The sequence below is a fragment of the Geodermatophilus siccatus genome, from assembly GCF_900103785.1.
GTDB classification, from domain to species: Bacteria; Actinomycetota; Actinomycetes; order Mycobacteriales; family Geodermatophilaceae; genus Geodermatophilus; species Geodermatophilus siccatus.
The window spans coordinates 253,269-273,597 of the sequence record NZ_FNHE01000004.1 but is presented as its reverse complement, the minus strand read 5'-3'; the positions used below and the strand labels follow the sequence as shown (position 1 = coordinate 273,597).

Annotated in this window: 17 protein-coding genes; 2 read left to right on the top strand and 15 right to left on the bottom strand. The window is 75.1% G+C overall.

Annotation, left to right across the window (positions count from 1 at the left end; translation table 11 throughout):
* Nucleotides 1–3: 3 nt before the first annotated feature.
* Both BLS21_RS09890 and pgl read left to right on the top strand, forming a co-directional pair.
* The gene (locus tag BLS21_RS09890; RefSeq protein ID WP_091217135.1) at nucleotides 4–1,125 is read left to right on the top strand and encodes a glucose-6-phosphate dehydrogenase assembly protein OpcA; all 1,122 of its coding nucleotides are present in this window, start codon (nucleotides 4–6) and stop codon (nucleotides 1,123–1,125) included.
* Nucleotides 1,122–1,937 carry a 6-phosphogluconolactonase gene (gene pgl / locus BLS21_RS09885; RefSeq protein WP_091217132.1) on the top strand — a complete coding sequence of 272 codons (816 nt, stop codon included), beginning with the start codon at nucleotides 1,122–1,124 and terminating at the stop codon, nucleotides 1,935–1,937. The genes BLS21_RS09890 and pgl overlap by 4 nt, the downstream gene beginning before the upstream one ends.
* A 333-nt stretch (nucleotides 1,938–2,270) precedes the next feature.
* Here the strand turns inward: pgl and BLS21_RS09880 are convergent, their stop codons facing one another.
* The 15 genes from BLS21_RS09880 to uvrA all read right to left on the bottom strand — a co-directional run bounded on the left by BLS21_RS09880 (nucleotide 2,271) and on the right by uvrA (nucleotide 20,198).
* On the bottom strand, nucleotides 2,271–2,612 hold the full coding sequence (locus BLS21_RS09880; RefSeq protein WP_091217129.1) for an RNA polymerase-binding protein RbpA: 342 nt from the start codon (nucleotides 2,610–2,612) through the stop codon (nucleotides 2,271–2,273).
* Nucleotides 2,613–2,864: 252 nt separating this feature from the next.
* The gene (secG, locus tag BLS21_RS09875; RefSeq protein WP_091217127.1) at nucleotides 2,865–3,098 is read right to left on the bottom strand and encodes a preprotein translocase subunit SecG; all 234 of its coding nucleotides are present in this window, start codon (nucleotides 3,096–3,098) and stop codon (nucleotides 2,865–2,867) included.
* 157 nt (nucleotides 3,099–3,255) lie between these two features.
* The gene (locus BLS21_RS09870) at nucleotides 3,256–5,049 is read right to left on the bottom strand and encodes an ABC transporter substrate-binding protein (protein ID WP_245700240.1); all 1,794 of its coding nucleotides are present in this window, start codon (nucleotides 5,047–5,049) and stop codon (nucleotides 3,256–3,258) included.
* Between the two features lie 28 nt (nucleotides 5,050–5,077).
* Complete coding sequence (gene tpiA, locus BLS21_RS09865) at nucleotides 5,078–5,905, bottom strand: triose-phosphate isomerase (RefSeq protein WP_091217124.1); 828 nt, start codon at nucleotides 5,903–5,905, stop codon at nucleotides 5,078–5,080.
* A 15-nt stretch (nucleotides 5,906–5,920) separates the two neighbouring features.
* Nucleotides 5,921–7,114, bottom strand: coding sequence for a phosphoglycerate kinase (locus tag BLS21_RS09860; RefSeq protein WP_091217120.1), 1,194 nt, complete (start codon nucleotides 7,112–7,114; stop codon nucleotides 5,921–5,923).
* A gap of 2 nt (nucleotides 7,115–7,116) precedes the next feature.
* A complete protein-coding gene (gap, locus tag BLS21_RS09855; protein ID WP_091217117.1) occupies nucleotides 7,117–8,121 on the bottom strand; it encodes a type I glyceraldehyde-3-phosphate dehydrogenase in 1,005 nt (334 codons plus the stop codon).
* Nucleotides 8,122–8,620: 499 nt separating this feature from the next.
* A complete protein-coding gene (whiA, locus tag BLS21_RS09845) occupies nucleotides 8,621–9,601 on the bottom strand; it encodes a DNA-binding protein WhiA (protein WP_091217613.1) in 981 nt (326 codons plus the stop codon).
* Nucleotides 9,602–9,628: 27 nt separating this feature from the next.
* Nucleotides 9,629–10,717 (bottom strand): gluconeogenesis factor YvcK family protein, encoded by a 1,089-nt coding sequence (locus tag BLS21_RS09840; RefSeq protein ID WP_091217110.1) that lies wholly within the window; start codon nucleotides 10,715–10,717, stop codon nucleotides 9,629–9,631.
* Complete coding sequence (gene rapZ / locus BLS21_RS09835; RefSeq protein ID WP_245700239.1) at nucleotides 10,717–11,736, bottom strand: RNase adapter RapZ; 1,020 nt, start codon at nucleotides 11,734–11,736, stop codon at nucleotides 10,717–10,719. Before rapZ ends, BLS21_RS09840 begins: the two co-directional genes overlap by 1 nt.
* The gene (gene uvrC / locus BLS21_RS09830; protein ID WP_091217108.1) at nucleotides 11,733–13,793 is read right to left on the bottom strand and encodes an excinuclease ABC subunit UvrC; all 2,061 of its coding nucleotides are present in this window, start codon (nucleotides 13,791–13,793) and stop codon (nucleotides 11,733–11,735) included. The genes rapZ and uvrC overlap by 4 nt, the downstream gene beginning before the upstream one ends.
* 69 nt (nucleotides 13,794–13,862) lie before the next feature.
* Nucleotides 13,863–14,783 (bottom strand): alpha/beta fold hydrolase, encoded by a 921-nt coding sequence (locus BLS21_RS09825; protein WP_091217105.1) that lies wholly within the window; start codon nucleotides 14,781–14,783, stop codon nucleotides 13,863–13,865.
* A gap of 85 nt (nucleotides 14,784–14,868) precedes the next feature.
* Nucleotides 14,869–15,165 (bottom strand): hypothetical protein, encoded by a 297-nt coding sequence (locus BLS21_RS09820; RefSeq protein WP_091217607.1) that lies wholly within the window; start codon nucleotides 15,163–15,165, stop codon nucleotides 14,869–14,871.
* Between the two features lie 115 nt (nucleotides 15,166–15,280).
* Nucleotides 15,281–16,510, bottom strand: coding sequence for a saccharopine dehydrogenase family protein (locus BLS21_RS09815; RefSeq protein WP_091217102.1), 1,230 nt, complete (start codon nucleotides 16,508–16,510; stop codon nucleotides 15,281–15,283).
* 60 nt (nucleotides 16,511–16,570) lie between these two features.
* On the bottom strand, nucleotides 16,571–17,221 hold the full coding sequence (locus BLS21_RS09810; protein ID WP_091217100.1) for a LysE family translocator: 651 nt from the start codon (nucleotides 17,219–17,221) through the stop codon (nucleotides 16,571–16,573).
* An 85-nt stretch (nucleotides 17,222–17,306) separates the two neighbouring features.
* Nucleotides 17,307–20,198: an excinuclease ABC subunit UvrA gene (gene uvrA / locus BLS21_RS09805; RefSeq protein ID WP_091217097.1), complete on the bottom strand. Its 2,892-nt coding sequence runs from the start codon at nucleotides 20,196–20,198 to the stop codon at nucleotides 17,307–17,309.
* Nucleotides 20,199–20,329: the final 131 nt, after the last annotated feature.

Genomic DNA, 20,329 nt, shown 5'->3' with positions numbered 1-20,329 from the left:
CCGATGACGACCCTGTGGGACACCACCGGCTCCGCGGTGGTCAAGGAGCTCGCCGCGCAGCGGCGCACCGGCGGCGCGGTGCTCTCCGGCGTCGCGCTGACCCTCGTGGTCGTGGCCGACGAGAACCGGGTGGCCGAGGCCGAGGAGGCCGCGACCGCCGCCGCCGAGCAGCATCCCTGCCGGCTGCTGATCGTCGTCCGCCGGCAGATCGAGGCGCCGACCCCGCGGCTGGACGCCGAGGTGCTGATCGGCGGGCGGCTGGGTCCGGGCGAGGCCGTGGTCATGCGCATGTACGGCCGGCTGGCGCTGCACGCCGAGTCGGTCGTGCTGCCGCTGCTGGCCGCCGACGCGCCCGTGGTGACCTGGTGGCACGGCACCCCGCCGGAGCAGCTGGCCACCGACGCGCTGGCGGTGATCGCCGACCGGCGGATCACCGACAGCTCGCTGGCCGAGGACCAGCTGGCCGCGCTGCGCGCCCGCGCCGAGGACTACGCGCCCGGCGACACCGACCTGGCCTGGACCCGCAGCACGCCGTGGCGGTCCACGCTCACCTCGACGGTCGACTCGGTCTCCGGGCGGCGCGGGGACGCCGTCCGGGTGCTCGGCGGCCGGGTGGAGGGCGACCCCGGGCACGCGACCGCGCTGCTGCTGGCCGGCTGGCTGAGCGCGCGCTGCGGCTGCGAGATCCCGGTGGTGTCCGGCGAGCGGCGCCCCGGCCCCAGCGGGGTCTCGGCCGTGGTGCTGGAGCTCGACCAGGACGAGCAGGTGCGGGTGGAGGCCGCCCGGCGCGGCGGCGCGGTCATCCACCAGCCCTACCGGCCCGAGGCGACCGTGGCCCTGCCCGACCGGCAGCTCGGCGACCTGGTCGGTGAGGAGCTGCGCCGGCTGGACCCCGACGAGCCGTTCGCCGACGCGCTGGAGGCCACGACCGGCGTCCCGGACCTGGCGTACCGCTCCCCCGTGCGCGAGTACGTGTGGTTCGACCCCGCCGAGGAGAACGCCGGCAGCGGCGGGGAGACGCTCCCCGCCGTCCCACCGGACTCGGAGGGCACCGACGAGGTCGCCCAGCAGGGCGTGGACGACCCCGACCAGGGCGCCCGCGACGCCGGGCAGGCCGTGTCGTGACGCTGCCTCCGGGGGACCGGATCGCCGCCCGGCGGGCCGAGGAGGGCCGGCCCGTCCCGGACGTCGTCGTCGAGCCCGACGCCGACCGGCTGGCCCGCGCGGTCGCCACGGCGCTGGTCGCCCGGCTGGCCGCGGCGCAGGCGGTGCACGGGACGGCGTCGGTCGTCCTCACCGGCGGGGGCATCGGCACCGCCGTCCTCGAGCGGGTCGCCGACCTGGTCCGCGAGCCGGCGCGGGAGCGGGTGGACTGGACCGCCGTCGACGTCTGGTGGGGCGACGAGCGCTGGGTCCCGGCCGACGACGACGAGCGCAACGAGCTCGGCGCCCGGCGGGCGCTGCTGGACCCGGCCGGCGTCCCGGCGGAGCGGGTGCACGCGATGCCGGCCTCGGACGCCGGGTTCGCCGAGCCCGAGGACGCCGCCGCCTGGTACGCCGAGCAGCTGGCCGCCGCGGCACCGGACGGCGGGTCGCTCCCCCGCATCGACGTGCTGCTGCTGGGCATGGGCCCGGAGGGTCACGTGGCGTCGATCTTCCCGGGGACGCCCGCGGTCTCCGACGAGCGCACCGTGGTCGCGGTGCGCGACTGCCCCAAGCCGCCACCCACCCGGGTCAGCCTGGGCTTCCCCGCGATCAACGCGGCCGAGGAGGTGTGGCTGCTCGTCTCCGGCTCGGCGAAGGCACCGGCCGTGGCGCGGGCGCTGACCGCCGGCACGACGCCGGACGAGCTGCCCGCGGCCGGGGTGCACGGACGCCGGGCCACCCGGTGGCTGCTGGACGCCGAGGCCGCTGCGGAGCTCGACGGGCGGAGCTGAGCCGGGGTCCGGCGACCCTGGCCGGGAGGTCGGGCGGCGAGCAGACTGCGGTCCGCGACCGCAGCCACCCGGCCGCCGGCCCTCCCCGTGGAGCCCGCGATGACGCGCCCCGCCCCCGCTATCCGCCGCACGCCTCGTCCGGTGCGGGAGGTCGTCCCCGTGGCACCGCCCGGGCACCGGGGGTGCTACTGGAACTGGGAGCGGGCGGCCTGGGTGGTCTGGACGACCGTGCCGCAGCCGCGACCGCCCCGCGAGTAGAACGGGATCTCAGGGGTGGCCCCGTCCCGGATCCCGCCCCCTGAGCTGCGCGCAGGACGAGGACGGGGTCCGCGCTCAGGCGCCGCGACGGGCCCGCAGCTTGGCCAGCGCCTCCTCGAGGAGGGCGTCACCATCGGCGTCGCTGCGCCGCTCGCGGACGTAGGCCAGGTGGGTCTTGTAGGGCTCGGTGCGCGGCGCGGGGGGCGGCGCCGCCTGGTCCTGACCGGCCGGCAGGCCGCAGCGAGGGCAGTCCCACAGCTCGGGCACCTCGGCGTCGGAGGCGAAGGACACCTGCGTCTCGTGGCCCTGGGCGCACCAGAACGGCACCCGCCGGCGGGGCGCTGCCTCGCCGCGCTCGGCCTCCCCCATCGGGCCCGCTCCCACCCGCGTCCCCCGGATCGCGTTACCACCAGCCACCAGTGCCCCCTGCGCGTCTCGGCGATCTGCGGCGACGAGTGGCCGCCGGGGCAGTCTAGGGCCTGGATCTTGCCGCGGAGAGGACTTTGGTCCCGGTGACCTCGGCGTTCACCGGAGGCCGAGGGGAGCGCGGGGACGTGCTGGAACGGCCTCGTCCACAGGCTCGCCGCGAGCCTGGTGACGTGCTGGAACGGCCCCGCGTCAGGGTCCCGTCCCGAGCGCGCGAGGGATGGGGGGACGCGGGGTCCTTCTTCAGACCTTGAGCAGGATGCCCAGGGCGATGATGCAGACCGTCCAGATCAGGCCGATGAAGACGGTCAGCCGGTTGAGGTTCTTCTCCACCACCGAGGAGCCGGACAGCTGCGAGGAGACCGCGCCGCCGAACATCGAGGACAGGCCCCCGCCCTTGCCGCGGTGCAGCAGGATCAGCACCACGAGGAGCACGCTGGTGAGCACCAGCAGCACGTTGAGGACCAGCTCGACCATGCCCCGAGGGTAACCGACCGACCGCGGGAGGCCGTCGAGCCGACCGTGTCCCCGGCCGCCCGGCGTCCCCGGGCGGTCAGCGGCCGTGCACACGGCCCGCGTCCGCGCCCGGGTCCGCTCCTCGCTCGCCGGCGCTCGCTGCGATGCTCCCGGGCTGTCAGCGGACGCCGGCGGTCGCCAGGTCGTAGCTCGTGTACGGGCCCATCACGACGCCGTTGCGCAGCCGCTGGCCGGCCAGCAGCTGCACCCGCGACTCGGCGAGCGGCACGTACGCGCCGGTGGCGGTTGCGGCGGTCGCCACCTCCCGCCAGGCGGCGCGGGCGGCCTCCGGGTCGCCGGCGGCCGCGCGCGCGGCGTCGATGAGGCCGTCGATCCCGGGGTCGGTGAGCCGGGCGAAGTTGGTGTTGCCGACGGTGCTCACCGACCGGCCGTCGACCAGCGGCACGAGGAACGAGCCGGGGGTCGGGAAGTCGGCGGTCCAGGTGGCCAGCACGATGCCGATGCCGTTGTCGCGGACCCGGTCGGGGTTGCCCACCTCGGTGGCGTAGAAGCTGGGTGCGTCCAGCGGGCGGACCTCGGCCCGGATGCCGACGCGCGACAGCTGCTCGGCCACCTCCTCGGCGACGGCCACACCGGTGGGGGCGTCGGGAACGGCCAGCACGGTGTCGAAGCCCTCCGGCTGCCCGCAGGCGGCCAGGGCCTCCTCCGCCGCGGCCGGGTCGGGTGTCGGATCGGGCTCCTCCGGACCGCCCTCCACATCGCGCGGCCACAGCTGCGAGGTGCGCACGGCCTCCGTCGGCCCGCCGAGCACCTCCTGCACCGCGGCGCGGTCCACCACGCCGGCGACCGCGGCCCGGCAGGCCGGGTCGTCGAACGGCGCGACGTCGGTCGGCAGCGCGAGCAGCCGGACGACGTTGTTCGTCACCTCGTCGATGCGGTCGACCAGCGGGACGTCGCCGCCGGTGTCCTCGCCCAGCCGGGCCGTCGTGGGGGCCTGGATGCCGGCGCCGGAGATGTCGACGTCGGCGGACCCGGCCAGCAGCGCCTGGTCGCGCTCCACGCCGGTGAGCCCGGTGCGCACGACGACCCGGTCGGGCAGCGCGGTGCGGACCTCGTCGGTCGCCGGGTCCCACTGCGGGTTGCGCTCGAGCACGATGCCGGTGACGTCGTCCCGCGTGGCGACCGCGTACGGGCCGGAGGACACCGGGTCGCCGCCGTAGTCGGCGCCGGTGTCCTTGTCGGCCGGGACCGGGCTGCTCGAGGGCAGCGCCATGACGTAGGCGAAGTCCGGCTGCGGCGAGCGCAGCCGGAAGGTGATCGTGCGGTCGTCGGGGGTCTCGACCGAGGCCAGCCCCAGCCGGCCGGGGGTCTCGTCCTGGTACGGCCCGGCGTAGGGGTTCTCCGGGTCGTCGAGCAGCTCGACCACGCGGGTGGGGCCGCCGACGACGACGTCCGAGGCGAACGAGCGCTCGATGCCGTACTTGACGTCGCGCGAGGTGATCGGCGCGCCGGTCTCGAAGCGGACGCCCTCGCGGAGCGTGAACGTCCAGGTGGTGCCGCCGTCCGGCGTGGTGCCGAGGTCCGTCGCGAGGTCGGGCACCAGCTCGCCGGTGCGGCCGGGCTCGGAGGAGTAGCTGACCAGCGTGCGGGTGTAGAGCCGCATGAGGTTCCACACGCCGGGGAGGTAGGAGCGCTGCGGGTCGAGGTTGTCGACCTCGCCGGTCACCACCCGCAGCGTGCCGCCGGCGGCCTCGGACGGCGCCCGGACGCCGGTGACGCCGGTGTCCGGGCCGCCGCCGAAGACGGGGAGCGTGGAGTCGTCCTCACCGGCGTTGGCGCAGCTGACCGCCACCGCGACCACCAGCAGGACGACGGCGGCGATGCCGGCCACCCGGCCGCGGGTGCCCCGCGCCCAGGCGGGGCCCCGCTCCAGCGTGCTGTCCAACCCCACCCGCTCCCCGCCCGTCCGGCGGCGGCGGTCAGCCGACGTCGGCGGCTGTCCGACAGATCTGCGCGAACTCGTCGCCGTCCAGGCTGGCACCGCCGACGAGTGCACCGTCGACGTCCGGCCCGGCCAGGATCCCGGCCGTGTTCGCGGCCTTCACCGACCCGCCGTAGAGGATACGGACGATCCCGGCGGTCTCGGCGCCGAAACGCTCGGCGAGCCGTGGCCGTAGGGCACCGCACACTTCCTGAGCGTCCTCGGGCGTGGCGACCTCGCCGGTGCCGATCGCCCACACCGGCTCGTACGCGATCACGATGCCGGTGCCCCCTCCAGGGCTCGTGAGCTGCTCGGCGGTCAACCCCTCGAGCGCGGCGTCGAGCTGGGCGGTGCAGTGCCCGACGTGCTCGCCGGCCCGGCGCACCTCCAGCCCCTCCCCCACGCAGAGGATCGGCACCAGCCCGTGCCGCAGCGCCGCCTGCACCTTGCCGGCCACCACGGCGTCGTCCTCACCGTGCAGCGTGCGCCGCTCGGAGTGCCCGACGACGACGTAGCGGCAGGCCAGCGCGGCGAGCATCGCGCCGCTGACCTCGCCGGTGTAGGCGCCGGAGTCCTGCACCGAGAGGTCCTGCGCGCCGTAGCCGATCTCGAGCTTGTCGCCGGTCACCAGCGTCTGCACGCTGCGCAGCGCGGTGAACGGCGGCAGGACGACGACCTCGGCGGCCTCCAGCTCTGGCTCCTTGAGGCTGAACGCCAGCTTCTGCACCAGGCCGATCGCCTCGAGGTGCGTGAGGTTCATCTTCCAGTTGCCGGCGATGAGCGGCCGGCGTCCCTCACGGCGTGCGGGAGTGCCCCTGCGTGCCACGTCCGTCCTCCTCGCTCAGTCGGCCAGCACCGCGAGGCCGGGCAGCTGCCGGCCCTCGAGGTACTCCAGCGACGCGCCGCCGCCGGTGCTGATGTGGCCGTAGGCGGCCTCGTCGAGGCCGAGCTGGCGCACCGCGGCGGCGGAGTCGCCGCCACCGACGACCGACAGGCCGTCGACCGCGCCCACCGCCTCGGCCACCCCGCGGGTGCCGGCCTGGAAGGTGCTGAGCTCGAAGACGCCCATCGGGCCGTTCCAGAAGACGGTGCGGGCACCGCCCAGCTCGCGGCCGAAGGCCTCCACCGTGCGCGGGCCGACGTCCAGGCCCATCTGGTCGTCCGGGATCTGGTCGACGGGGACGGTGGTCGTCTCCACCTCGGCGCTGAACTCCGGCGCGCAGACCACGTCGAGCGGCAGCACGATCCGCTCCCCCGCCTCGGCCAGCAGCCGCCGGCAGGTCTCGACCTGGTCGGCCTCCAGCAGCGACTTGCCGACGCCGTGGCCCTGGGCGGCGAGGAAGGTGAAGCACATCCCACCGCCGACCAGCAGCCGGTCGACCTTGGGCAGCAGCGCCTCGATGACGGCGAGCTTGTCGCTGACCTTCGAGCCGCCGAGCACCACGACGTAGGGTCGCTCGGGGTCCCGGGTCAGCCGGGTCAGCACGCCGAGCTCGGTGGCCACCAGCCGCCCGGCGACGTGCGGCAGCCGCAGCGCCACGTCGTACACCGAGGCGTGCTTGCGGTGCACCGCGCCGAACGCGTCGTCGACGAAGACGTCGGCGAGGGCGGCGAACCGGTCGGCCAGCTCGCCCCGCTCGGCGTCGTCCTTCGACGTCTCGGCGGCCTCGAAGCGCACGTTCTCCAGCAGCAGGACGTCGCCGTCGCCGAGCGCCCCGGCCCGGGTCCGGGCGTCCTCCCCGGCGACGTCGGCCGCCAGCGGGACGTCGGCGCCGAGCAGCTCCCCGAGCCGCGCGGCGACCGGCGCCAGCGAGTACTGCGGGTCCGGTGCGCCCTTGGGCCGGCCCAGGTGGGCGGCGACCACGACGCGGGCGCCGGCGTCGCGCAGCGCCTGCAGCGTGGGCAGGCTGGCGCGGATCCGGCCGTCGTCGGTGATCGCCCGGGTGGACTTGTCCAGCGGGACGTTCAGGTCGGCGCGCAGGAACACGCGCCGACCCGAGACGCCCTCGGCGAGCAGGTCGTCGAGGGTCCGCATCGTTACAGCGAGCGGCCGACGAGCTCGACGGAGTCGACCAGGCGGTTCGAGTAGCCCCACTCGTTGTCGTACCAGCCGAGCACCTTGGCCATCGGGCCGAAGACCTTGGTCAGCTTGCTGTCGTAGATGCAGCTGGCGGGGTCGGTGACGATGTCGGAGGAGACGATCGGGGCGTCGGTGTACTTGAGGATGCCGGCCAGCGGGCCCGAGGCGGCCTCGCGGTAGGCGGCGTCGATCTCGTCGGCCGGCACCTCGCGGGAGAGCTGCACGGTGAGGTCGGTCGCCGAGCCGGTGGGCACCGGGACGCGGACCGCGTAGCCGTCGAGCTTGCCGTTGAGCTCGGGCAGGACCAGCCCGATCGCCTTGGCCGCACCGGTCGAGGTCGGGACCATGTTGAGCGCGGCGGCGCGGGCACGACGGAGGTCCTTGTGCGGGCCGTCCTGCAGGTTCTGGTCGGCGGTGTAGGCGTGGATCGTGGTCATGAGACCGCGCTCGATGCCGAAGCTGTCGTTGAGCACCTTGGCGAGCGGGGCCAGGCAGTTCGTCGTGCAGGACGCGTTGCTGATGATCGTCTGCGAGCCGTCGTACTTCTCGTGGTTGACGCCCATGACGATGGTCAGGTCGTCGCCGGTGGCCGGCGCGGAGATGACGACCTTCTTGGCGCCACCGGCGTCCACGTGCTTGCGCGCGTCGTCGGCCTTGGTGAAGAAGCCGGTGGACTCGACGACGACGTCGACGCCCAGGTCGCCCCACGGCAGGTTGGCCGGGTCGCGCTCGGAGAGCACCTTCATGGTGCTGCCGCTGATCTTGATGCCCTCGCCGTCGGCGGCGACGTCCTCGGACAGCACGCCCAGGATGCTGTCGTACTTGAGCAGGTGCGCGAGGACCTCGGGGCTGGTGAGGTCGTTCACCGCCACGATCTCGATGTCCTTGCCGCTGGCCGCGGCCGCCCGCCAGAAGTTGCGTCCGATCCGGCCGAAGCCGTTGATGCCCACCCGTACGGTCACAGCTGACCCTCCATGTGCTCGATCGGTCTGTCGCCTCGGTCGGCCGCGCGGGCGCGCGGCCGCGATCTGCGACGACCCTATCGGCCAGGGCCCCGGCCGTCCGGTCCAGGCTCAGCAGCCGGGCACCGGCTCCGCGACGCCGGCGCCGCCCGCAACGGGGGCGTGCACCCCGTCCGGACCGCCGGGACCGCGGCCAGGACCCGGTCCCGGCCGGTGGCCTCGGCGGTGTCGGGCGCCTGGGCGGCGGCCTCCAGCAACGCGGCCGGGGCGCTGCGGTCCGCGGGGCGGACGGCGACGCCGATGCGCACTGTGTCGACCGCCTGCTCGCGGGCGACCGGCACCGGTTGCAGCGGGGCCCCCGCGGGAGACCCTCTCCGACCGGGTGACGCGACGGGGCACCCCCCGCAGCAGCGGGGAGTGCCCCTGGTGGCCGGCCGGGACGACCCCGTCCCGGGTCCCGCCCTGGGCCCGCGGAGGTGGACGGGGCGAGGCCCGCCCGCTACTGGGTCAGCATGTCCTCGGTGACGACGGACTCGGTGTCCGGGATGCCGAGGTCCTTGGCGCGCTTGTCGGCCATGGCCAGCAACCGGCGGATCCGGCCCGCGACGGCGTCCTTGGTCATCGGCGGCTCGGCGCGCTGACCCAGCTCCTCCAGCGAGGCCTGGCCGTGCTCGAGCCGCAGCCGGCCCGCGACGAGCAGGTGCTCGGGGGCGTCGCCGTCGAGGATCTCCAGCGCCCGCTCCACGCGGGCGCTGGCGGCGACCGCGGCGCGGGCCGAGCGGCGCAGGTTGGCGTCGTCGAAGTTGGCCAGCCGGTTGGCGGTCGCCCGGACCTCGCGGCGCATCCGCCGCTCCTCCCAGGCCAGCACCGCGTCGTGGGCACCCATCCGGGTCAGCAGCGCGCTGATCGCGTCGCCGTCCCGCACGACCACCCGGTCGGCGCCGCGGACCTCGCGGGCCTTCGCGGCGATGCCCAGCCGGCGGGCCGCACCCACGAGCGCCATCGCGGCCTCGGGCCCCGGGCAGGTGACCTCCAGCGAGGAGGACCGGCCCGGCTCGGTCAGCGAGCCGTGCGCCAGGAAGGCCCCCCGCCAGGCGGCCTCGGCGTCGTTGATCCCACCGCTGACCACCGACGGCGGCAGCCCGCGGACCGGACGACCGCGCTGGTCGACTAGCCCGGTCTGCCGGGCCAGGCCCTCGCCGTGCTTGGCGATGCGGACCAGGTAGCGCACCCCGCGGCGGATGTTGCCGCCGGCCAGCACGCTCACACCGCTGGTGTAGCCGTAGACCTCACTGATGTCGCGACGCAGGCGACGGGCCACCGACCCGGTGTCCAGCTCTGCCTCGATGACCACCCGGCCACCGACGATGTGCAGGCCGCCGCTGAACCGCAGCAGCGCGGTGACCTCAGCCTTGCGCTCGGAGGTCTTCGTGCACTCCACGCGCGACAGCTCGTCCTTGACCATGGCCGTCATCGCCATGCCGTCCACCCCCACGTTCCCCCGGGCTCAACCAGCCCCATGTGCGGCGTTCCCTTCGTCTCCCCCTCGTACCGGATCCGGTACGTGAGGTTGCGGTACCGGCTCGCGTTCGTCCATGCCCTGCCGCGTCCCGAGCGCCTGCCGGAGAGCTCCGGCCAGGCGCGCCGGGTCGTGCCGCGGCACGCCACCGTCCTCGGCGACCGGGGCCAGCACGAGCTCGGCACCGCACTCACGTACCGCAGACAGGAGACCACAGCGGTCAACCACCGATTCCTCATCGGCGATCACCGTGTGCAATGCCACTCCGCGGAGATGGCCCTGCAGGACGGTCAGGTGCTCCTCCGGCGAGAAGCCGTCGGTCTCCCCCGGCTGGGGTTCGAGGTTGAGGACGACGACCACCCGGGCGCCGCTCGCGGCGAGCGCGGCGCGCAGCCGCGGCACCAGCAGGTGCGGCAGCACGGAGGTGTACCAGGAGCCCGGGCCGAGCGAGACGACGTCGGCCGCGGCGATGGCGTCGAGGACGGCGGGGGGCACCGGCGGGTCGGCCGGCGCGACGAGGATGTGGCGCACCCGGCCGGGGGTCGCGGCGATCGCCGACTGCCCGCGGATCGTGCGGGTGCGGACCGGGTCGTCGGGGTCGGCGCTCTCCACCTGGGCGACGAGGTCGAGCGGGACGTCGGCCATCGGCAGCACCCGCCCGCAGGCCCCGAGCAGCCGGCACACGTCGTCCAGCGCGCGGACGGTGTCCCCGTCGTGCATCTCGGTCAGCCCCGTGAGCACCAGGTTGCCCACCGAGTGGCCGGCGAGGACACCCGTGCCGCCGAGGCGGTGCTGCAGCAGCGCCGCCAGCTGCCGGGTGTCCTCGCGCTCGCCGGCCAGGGCGGCCAGGGCCATGCGCAGGTCCCCGGGTGGCAGCACGGGCATCTCCCGGCGGATCCGCCCGGAGGAGCCACCGTCGTCGGCGACGGTGACGACCGCGGTGAGGTCCGGCGTGATCCGGCGCCAGGCGGCGAGCGCGGCGGCCAGGCCGTGGCCCCCGCCGAAGGCGACGACCCGCGGCGGCCGGGCCCCGGTCCCGGCCGCGCCGTCGGGCCGGACGGACTCCGCGGCGCCCACTACTCGCGGCCCAGGTCGCGGTGCTGGACGGCGGCGTCGACGCCGTCCGCACGCAGCCGGCGGGCGAACTCCTCGGCGATGGCGACGCTGCGGTGCTTGCCGCCGGTGCAGCCCACGGCGAGGGTGAGGTACCGCTTGCCCTCCCGGCGGTAGCCGGGGATGAGCAGCCGCAGCACGTCGGTGTAGCGGTCGAGGAAGGGCCGGGCGTCCTCCTGGCCGAGGACGTAGTCGCGCACGTCCGGGTCCTGGCCGGTGTGCGGGCGCAGGTCGGGCAGCCAGTGCGGGTTGGGCAGGAAGCGGGCGTCGACGACGAGGTCGGCGTCCAGCGGCAGGCCGTACTTGAACCCGAAGCTGAGCACCGTCGCGGTCAGCGGCGGCGTCTTGCCCTCGCGGGCGAAGGCGTTCTCCAGCGTGGCGCGCAGCTGGTGGACGTTGAGGTCGCTGGTGTCGACCCAGAGGTCGGCCTCGCCGGCGATGCCGGTCAGCAGGGCCCGCTCCTCGGTGATGCCGTCGGTGAGGGTGCCGCTGCCCTGCAGCGGGTGCTCCCGCCGGTTGGACTCGTAGCGGCGGACCAGCACCTCGTCGCGCGCGTGGACGTAGACCACCCGCGGGCGGTGGCCGGCCTCGGCGAGCACCCGGATCGCCTCCTGCAGGTCGCTGGAGAAGGCCCGGCTGCGCACGTCGACGACGGCGGCGAACCGGCGGACGTCACCGCGCGCGCCGAGCTCGACCATCGGCAGCAGCAGCGCCGGCGGCAGGTTGTCGACGACGAACCAGCCGAGGTCCTCCAGCACCCGCCCGGCGCTGTTCTTGCCGGCGCCGGAGAGCCCGGTGACGACGACGACGTCCAGCGGCTGGGTCTCGGTGGAGGACGGGTCCAGCGGCGGCGGGACGTCGCTGTGCGGGTGGCCCGGCGCCCCGGGGGGCACCTCGAGGTGGGCGGTGTCCCGGTGGTCGGTGTCCTGCACGGCGTCCTGGGGTGCGGTCTCCTGGGGTGCGGTCTCGACCCGTTCGCTCACGAGACCACCAGTCCGACCTCGGCGGTGGCGCCGGAGCCGCTGCGGGGCGTGCCGCGCTCGGCCGGGCCGGCCGGGGCGGTCGTCGCCTCGACGACCTCCTCCGCGGCGTCGTCGTCCGCGTGCGCCGGGGCCGTTGCCTCCCCCACCTCCGGCTGCGCCACCGCCGCGAGCACGGCCTCCGCCGTCCGCCGGCCGATGCCGGGCACGGCCACCAGCTCCTCGACGGTGGCGGCACGCAGCCGCTTGAGGGACCCGAACTGCTTCATCAGCGCCTTCCGCCGCGACTCCCCGAGGCCGGGGACGTCGTCCAACAGGGAGACCAGCATGCTGGTGGACCGCTTCTGCCGGTGGTAGGTGATCGCGAAGCGGTGCGCCTCGTCGCGGACCCGCTGGAGCAGGTACAGCGCCTCGGAGGTGCGCGGCAGGATGACCGGGTCCGACTCCCCGGGCAGCCACACCTCCTCCATCCGCTTGGCCAGGCCGCACACGGCGACGTCGACGACGCCGAGCTCGTCGAGCGACCGGGCGGCCGCGGCGACCTGTGGCGCGCCGCCGTCGACCACGAGCAGGTTCGGCGGGTAGGCGAACCGGCGCGGCCGGCCCTCCTCCGCGGCGATCCCCTGCTCGTCGCGGCGGTCGGCCTCCTCCTTGAGGTGGCGGGCGAACCGGCGGCGGACGACCTCGGCCATCGCCGCGGTGTCGTCGGTGCCCTGGTGGACCGAGAAGCGGCGGTAGTCCGACTTCTTCGCCAGCCCGTCCTCGAAGACCACCATCGACGCCACGACGTTGGTCTGCTGGACGTGTGAGACGTCGATGCACTCGATCCGCAGCGGCGCCTCGGGCAGCTCGAGCGCCTCCTGCAGCTCCGAGAGCGCCAGCGAGCGCGCCGTGAGGTCGCTGGCCCGCTTGACCCGGTGCCGGGCGAAGGCCTCCTTGGCGTTGCGCTCCACCGTCTCCAGCAGGGCCCGCTTGTCGCCGCGCTGCGGCACCCGGAGGCTGACCCGGCTGCCGCGGAGCTCGCTGAGCAGCTCCTCGTAGACGTCGGCGTCGTCGGGCAGCTCGGGGACCAGCACCTCCCTGGGCACGGCCTCCCCCGCCTCGCCGACGCCGGTCGCCTCGTCCACGCCGCCGTAGACCTGCAGCAGGAACTGCTCGACCAGCTCGCCGGTGGTGACCTCCTCGACCTTGTCGACGATCCACCCGCGCTGGCCGCGCACCCGCCCGCCGCGGACGTGGAAGACCTGCACCGAGGCCTCGAGCTCGTCCTGGGCGAAGGCGACGACGTCGGCGTCGGTGCCGTCCCCGAGGACGACGGCCTGCTTCTCCATCGCCCGCTTGAGGGCGCCGAGGTCGTCGCGCAGCCGGGCGGCCTTCTCGTACTCCATCGCCTCGGCCGCGGCGGCCATCTCGCGCTCCAGGCGGCGGACCATCTGGTCGGTGCGGCCGGCCATGAACTCGACGAAGCCGTCGACGATCTCCCGGTGCTCCTCGGCGGAGACCCGGCCGACGCAGGGGGCGGCGCACTTGCCGATGTAGCCCAGCAGGCACGGGCGGCCGATCTGCCCCGCGCGCTTGAAGACGCCGTTGGAGCAGGTGCGGGCCGGGAAGACCCGGGTGAGGGTGTCGAGCGTCTCGCGGATCGCCCAGGCGTGCGCATACGGGCCGAAGTAGCGCACGCCCTTCTTCTTCGGGCCGCGCATCACCTGCAGCCGCGGGTACTCCTCGTTCAGCGTCACGGCCAGCGACGGGTAGCTCTTGTCGTCGCGGTAGCGGACGTTGAACCGCGGGTCGAACTCCTTGATCCAGTTGTACTCGAGCTGGAGGGCCTCGACCTCGGTGCCCACGACGGTCCACTCGACGCTGGCCGCCGTCGTCACCATCTGCCGGGTGCGCGGGTGCAGGCCCGCCACGTCGGCGAAGTAGCTGTTCAGCCGCTGCCGGAGGCTCTTGGCCTTGCCGACGTAGACCACCCGGCCGTTGGGGTCGCGGAACTTGTAGACGCCGGGTGACTCCGGGATGCTGCCGACCGCCGGTCGGTACGTGGACGGGTCGGGCATGTACCCCAGGTTAGGTGGGCCGGACGACGGTTCGCCGACCAGAGGACACCGGTGTGATCCGGACGCCGGTCAGCCGCCGAGCCGGGCCCCCAGCCAGGCGAGCAGGTCGGCGGTCACCTCGTCGCGGTTGGTCTCGTTGAAGACCTCGTGCCGGGCGTCGGGGTAGACCCGCAGCTCCACCGGCAGGCCGCGGTCGCGCAGCAGGTCGGCCAGCGCGGCGACCTGGGCGGCGTCGGTCCCGCCGACCGGGTCGCGCTGCCCGGCCAGCAGCAGCACCGGCAGCCCGCCGGGCAGCCCGGCCACGCCCTCGGGGCTGGCCGCGCGGGTGACCAGGGCGAACATCCCGGCGCCGTAGCGGTACGTGGGCGGGACGTCGTCGCCGCACAGCGGGTCGGCCAGGTAGGCGTCGACCTCCGCCGGGTCGCGGGTGAGCCAGTCGTAGGGCGTGCGGGCGGGCTCGAAGGGCGCGTTGAAGGCGCCGAGGGCGTCCATCGGCTGGTCGCCCATGCCGCCGGCGACGGCCGCCTCCAGCTGCGGCACCGCCGCGGCCAGGTGCGGCGCGACGCCGATCGGGCCGGACAGCACCAGGCCGGCCAGGTCCGCGCCGTCCCGCTCGGCGGAGGCCAGCGCGACCGCCGAGCCCAGCGAGTGGCCGAGCAGGAAGCGCGGGACGCCGGGGTGGTCGGCGGCCAGCCGCTGCCCCAGGTCGCAGGCGTCGTCGAGGACGGCGTCGCTCGTGGCCCCCTCGCCGAAGCCGCCGGGGCCGGTGGACCCCGCCGTGAGCCCGTGCCCGCGCTGGTCGAGCGCGGCCACGGCGAACCCCTGCGCGGTGAGCGCGCCGGCCAGCCGCTCGTACCGCCCGGCGTGCTCGGAGAGCCCGTGCACCAGCTGGACGGTCCCCCTCACCGGGCCGTCGGGCGTCCAGCGGCGCTCGGCCAGCCGGGCGCCGTCGCGGGCGTCGATCCAGGTGACGGGGGCTGGGCTGGTCATCGGGCGGGCCTCCTCGGGCGGCGTCGTCGCCGGTCAGCCTGCCCGTCCACCGCCGCCCGCGCAGGTCCGGGGCGGCCCGCCGCGGTCAGCCGACCGGACGCGAGCGGTGCGCCGTCCCGGACCACGGCCCGTGCGCCGCGACGGCGGCACCGGCCCGACCGGCGAGCCGCACCGCACGCCGGGCCAGCACGAGGGCCGAGAGCACGCCCACGCCGCCGGCCAGGACGGCGACCGCGCCCGGCACCGCCTCGCCGGTGACCGCGAGCACCGCGATGGCCACCAGGGCGAGGAGGACGACCGTGGACCGCACGCCGCCCCCCGGGGACGTCGGCGAGCCGCAGTTCGACAGGTCCGGGTCACAGTCGGGCGTGAGCGCGGTCACCGGCGCCTCCTCGATCGGGGACCGCCACACCGCGACGACGGCGTGACGTGGATCACACGGAGGGTAGGGCGTGGGTCGCCCTCCGCTCAAGCCCGCCGTCCCCCGGTCGGAGGGCTCAGATCTCCGCGACCTCGTAGCTGTGCCCGGCGGCACGCAGGCGCTCGACCAGCACGGGCCCGAGCGCGGTGGCGGGGGTGAGCGACCCGGCCCGGTCGGGCAGCCGGTCGCCGTCCAGGGCCAGGCCGAGGACGGTCTCGCCCAGCATGACGGCGGTGGCGGCGTAGCCGGGGTCGCCCTGTCCGGCGGCGGTCGCGCGGTAGCGGCGTCCGCTCCCGGTGGTCGCGTCGACCTCCATGCGGAACCAGCCGCGGGCCCGGGTCTGCTCGCCGGGGCCGGTGCCCGGTTCGGGCAGCACCCGGTCCAGGAGGGACCGTGTCAGGGGCAGTGCCATCGCCGCGAAGATGCCGGCCAGCCCCGCGGTGACCGCGGTCGCCGTCGCAGCGCCGGCGATCCCCCGCCCGCAGCCCATCACCTCGCCGTAGCGCAGCCCGCGGCCGTACGCCCAGCCCTGCAGGGCGTTGCTGCGGCGGACGACGCGGGTGTTGAACGGGGCCATGAGGAAGGTGGCGGTCCACCGGCCGTCCGGGGTGCGCGACGGCGGACCGGCGTCGCGCGGCTGACGGGTGTCGGGCTCGGCGGCGCGGTCGGGGCTGAGGGCGAACGGGTCGCCGGCCAGCCGGCGGGCCGCGGCGTCGCGGCCCAGCTCCTCGAACTGGGCGCGGGCGGAGTCGACGGTGCCGCCGCTGATCCCGCCGCGGGCGGTGGCGACCAGTTGCACGTCGCGCAGACCGCCGGCCTCGTCGGCCCGCGCCCGCTCGGCGAGCAGGAGGGCGGAGAGGTCGGAGGGGATGGAGTCGTAGCCGCAGGCGTGGACGACGCGGGCGCCGGTGTCGCGGGCGACCGCGTCGGCGGCGTCGATCGCCCGGCGGACGAACAGCACCTCGCCGGTGAGGTCGGCGTAGTGCGTGCCGGCCCGGGCGCAGGCCTCGACCACCGGCAGGCCGTGGCGGAGGTACGGCCCGACGGTGGTGGCCAACACCCGGGTCGAGGCCGCCAGCGCGGCGAGCGACGCGGCGTCGGTGGAGTCGGCCTCGACCAGCGGCCAGTCGCGGGCGGCCGCCGGCAGCTCGCCACGCACCCGCTCGAGCCGGCCTCGCGACCGGCCGGCCAGCGCGATGCGGAGGCCGGCCGGGGCGGCGCCGGCGAGGTACGCGGCGAGCAGCCGGCCGACGAAGCCGGTGGCGCCGTAGACGACGAGGTCGTGGTCCCGCTGTGCGTCCGTCACCCGGCCATCGTCACCCAGCGGCCCGTCGGCGGCAGGCCGCTCCCGGAGCCCGTCCGGGTCTCACCGGTCGGCGGCCGCGACCCGGACGCCGAGGCCGACGAGGACCGTGCCGCTGACCGCCTCCAGACGGCTGCGGACCCTGGGGCGGCGGAACCACGCGCCGGCACGGGCGACGGCGGCGGCCAGCCCCGTGTACAGCGCGGTCTCGATGGCCACCTGGACCAGCGCCAGCGCGGCGGTGGTGGCGAACAGCGGCCGGTCGGTCGGGACGAACTGCGGGTAGAAGGCCATGAGGAAGACGGCCGCCTTGGGGTTGGCGAGCTGGACCAGGAGCCCCTCGCCGAACGCCGTCCACCGGCCGCGCCGGTCGGGGCCGACCGGAGGTGCCGGGGCACCGGCCCCGATCGGGGACCTCCGCGCGCGCCAGGCGGCGTGCCAGGCCTGCAGCCCCATCCACACCAGGACGGCCGCGCCGACGACCCGCAGGACCAGGAAGGCGACCTCGGAGGCGGCCACCAGGGCGGCGAAACCCGCAGCGGCCAGCAGGGCCCACACGTAGAGCCCCACCTCGAGCCCCAGGACGGTCGGCACCGCGCCGCGGAAGCCGCGCAGCGCGGCCCGCCGCAGGATGAGGGCCACCGCCGGCCCCGGCGATGCCGCGATCAGCACCACGGCGAGGACGAACGCCGGTGAGGCCGCGACCAGGTCCACGGCCCTGATGCTGGCAGCCCGGTCACGGGGCGTCGAGCGGCTTTCAGGGGTGGGGCCGGGCCCCGCCCGAGCGCCCGACCACCGCTCAGCTGGCCTTCTTGCGGGCCCGCTTCCTCGGCGCCGCCGCGGCGGCCACCGCGTCGGGGTCGAGCATCGGCACCAGGTAGCGGCCGGTGTGGCTCTCCGGGACCGTGGCGAGGAACTCCGGCGGCCCCTCGGCGACGACCGTGCCCCCGCGGAAGCCGCCCTCGGGGCCCATGTCGATCAGCCAGTCGGCGCTCTTGATGACGTCGAGGTTGTGCTCGATGACGATCACCGAGTTGCCCTTGTCGACCAGGCCCTGCAGCACGACCAGCAGCTTGCGGATGTCCTCGAAGTGCAGCCCGGTCGTGGGCTCGTCGAGCACGTAGACGCTGCGGCCGTTGGAGCGCTTCTGCAGCTCGCTGGCCAGTTTCACCCGCTGCGCCTCACCGCCGGAGAGGGTGGTCGCCGGCTGGCCGAGCCGGACGTAGCCCAGCCCGACCTCGGTGAGGGTGCGCAGGTACCGCGAGATCGCCGGGATGGCGGCGAAGAAGTCGGCGGCCTCCTCGATGGGCATGTCGAGGACCTCGGCGACCGTCTTGCCCTTGTAGTGCACCTCGAGGGTCTCCCGGTTGAACCGGGCGCCCTTGCACACCTCGCACGGCACGTAGACGTCCGGCAGGAAGTTCATCTCGATCTTCAGCGTGCCGTCGCCGGAGCAGGCCTCGCAGCGGCCGCCCTTGACGTTGAAGGAGAAGCGGCCGGGCTGGTAGCCGCGGATCTTCGCCTCGGACGTGCTGGCGAACAGCTTGCGCACGTGGTCCCAGACGCCGGTGTAGGTCGCCGGGTTGGACCGCGGGGTGCGGCCGATCGGCGACTGGTCGACGTGCACGACCTTGTCGAGCTGGTCGAGGCCGGTGATGGTGCGGTGCCGGCCGGGCACCATCCGCGCACGGTTCAGCTCGTTGGCCAGGACCGTGTAGAGGATGTCGTTGACCAGGCTGGACTTGCCCGAGCCCGAGACGCCGGTGACCGCGACGAGCAGGCCCAGCGGGAAGGTGACGTCGACGCCCTTGAGGTTGTGCTCGCGGGCGCCCTTGACCACCAGCTCGCGGCCGGGCGTGGGCTGGCGGCGCACCTGCGGGACGGCGATCTCCTTGCGCCCGGAGAGGTACTGGCCGGTCAGCGACCGCTCGCTGGCCATCAGCTCCTCGACGGTGCCGCTGACGACGACCTCGCCGCCGTGCTCGCCGGCGCCGGGGCCGATGTCGACCACCCAGTCGGCGGTCTTGATCGTGTCCTCGTCGTGCTCGACGACGATGAGCGTGTTGCCCATGTCCCGCAGCCGCACGAGGGTCTCGATCAGCCGGGTGTTGTCGCGCTGGTGCAGCCCGATGGAGGGCTCGTCGAGCACGTAGAGGACGCCGACCAGCCCGGAGCCGATCTGGGTGGCCAGCCGGATCCGCTGCGCCTCGCCACCGGCCAGGGTGGCGGCCGGCCGGTCCAGCGAGAGGTAGTCCAGGCCGACGTCGACGAGGAAGGACAGCCGCGCCTGGATCTCCCGGAGCACGCGGTCGGCGATCGCCCGCTCCCGCTCACCCAGCTCCAGCGCGCCCAGCCACTCCGCGGCCTCGCCGATGGACAGCCCGGTGACCTCGGCGATCGAGCGGCCGTTGAGCTTGACCGCGAGGATCTCGGGCTTGAGCCGGGTGCCGTGGCAGACGGGACAGGGCACGTCGCGCATGTAGCCCTCGTACTTGTCCCGCATGAACTCGCTGTCGGTGTCCTCGTGCCGCCGCTCGATGAAGGGCAGCACGCCCTCGAACGCGGCGTAGTAGCTGCGCTCGCGGCCGTAACGGTTCCGGTAGCGGACGTGCACCTGGTCCGGCGAGCCGTGCAGCACGGCCTTCTGCACCTTGGCCGGCAGTCGCTCCCACGGGTCGTCCATGGAGAAGCCGAGCTGCTGGGAGAGGCCGGTGAGCAGCCGGGTGAAGTACTCGTTGCTCATCGAGGAGGCCCACGGGGCGATCGCACCCTGGGCCAGGCTCTTCCCCGGGTCGGGCACGACGAGCTCGGGGTCGACCTCCTTGCGGGTGCCGATGCCGGTGCACTCGGGGCAGGCGCCGAACGGCGAGTTGAAGGAGAACGACCGGGGCTCGAGCGCCTCGAAGGACAGCCCGTCGTCCACGCACGCGAGGTGCTCGGAGAACGTGCGCTCGCGGTAGGGGTCGTCCTCGGGGAGGTCCACGAAGTCGAGGACGACGAGGCCGCCGGCCAGGCCCAGCGCGGTCTCCACCGAGTCGGTGAGCCGCCGCTTCGCGCTCTCCTTGACGGTGAGCCGGTCGACGATCACCTCGATCGTGTGCTTCTCCTGCTTCTTCAGCTTCGGTGGGTCGGTCAGCTGGTGGACGACGCCGTCGACGCGGACCCGGGAGAAGCCCTGGGTCTGCAGCGAGCTGAACAGGTCGACGTACTCGCCCTTGCGGGCCCGGACGACGGGCGCGAGCACCTGGAAGCGGGTGCCCTCCTCCATGGCCAGCACCTGGTCGACGATCTGCTGCGGGGTCTGCCGCGAGATCGGCTTGCCGCAGTTGGGGCAGTGCGGCTGCCCGGCGCGGGCGTAGAGCAGCCGGAGGTAGTCGTAGACCTCGGTGATCGTGCCGACGGTCGAGCGCGGGTTGCGGTTGGTCGACTTCTGGTCGATCGAGACGGCCGGCGAGAGGCCCTCGATGAAGTCGACGTCGGGCTTGTCCATCTGGCCCAGGAACTGGCGGGCGTAGGCCGACAGCGACTCGACGTAGCGGCGCTGGCCCTCGGCGAAGATCGTGTCGAAGGCGAGGCTGGACTTCCCCGAGCCGGACAGCCCCGTGAAGACGATCAGCGCGTCACGGGGCAGGTCGAGGTGGACGTCCTTGAGGTTGTGCTCGCGGGCGCCGCGGACGACGAGACGGTCCAATGTGATCCCTGTCGGTCAGCCGGGCCGGCCGGTCGCGCCGGGCCCGCGGTGGAGATGTCGAGATGTCGATACGGACAACGCCGTCACCGCCCGGGTGCAATCCGTGACGACGGCGACGTTGCCGCTCGCCC

What these genes read in the sequence shown, in the direction of transcription:
- BLS21_RS09890 (WP_091217135.1), top strand. Translation starts at nt 4, where the DNA reads ATGACGACCCTGTGGGACACCACCGGCTCCGCGGTGGTCAAGGAGCTC.
- secG (WP_091217127.1), bottom strand. Translation starts at nt 3,098, where the DNA reads ATGGTCGAGCTGGTCCTCAACGTGCTGCTGGTGCTCACCAGCGTGCTC.
- BLS21_RS09860 (WP_091217120.1), bottom strand. Translation starts at nt 7,114, where the DNA reads ATGCGGACCCTCGACGACCTGCTCGCCGAGGGCGTCTCGGGTCGGCGC.
- whiA (WP_091217613.1), bottom strand. Translation starts at nt 9,601, where the DNA reads ATGGCGATGACGGCCATGGTCAAGGACGAGCTGTCGCGCGTGGAGTGC.
- uvrC (WP_091217108.1), bottom strand. Translation starts at nt 13,793, where the DNA reads ATGCCCGACCCGTCCACGTACCGACCGGCGGTCGGCAGCATCCCGGAG.
- BLS21_RS09825 (WP_091217105.1), bottom strand. Translation starts at nt 14,783, where the DNA reads ATGACCAGCCCAGCCCCCGTCACCTGGATCGACGCCCGCGACGGCGCC.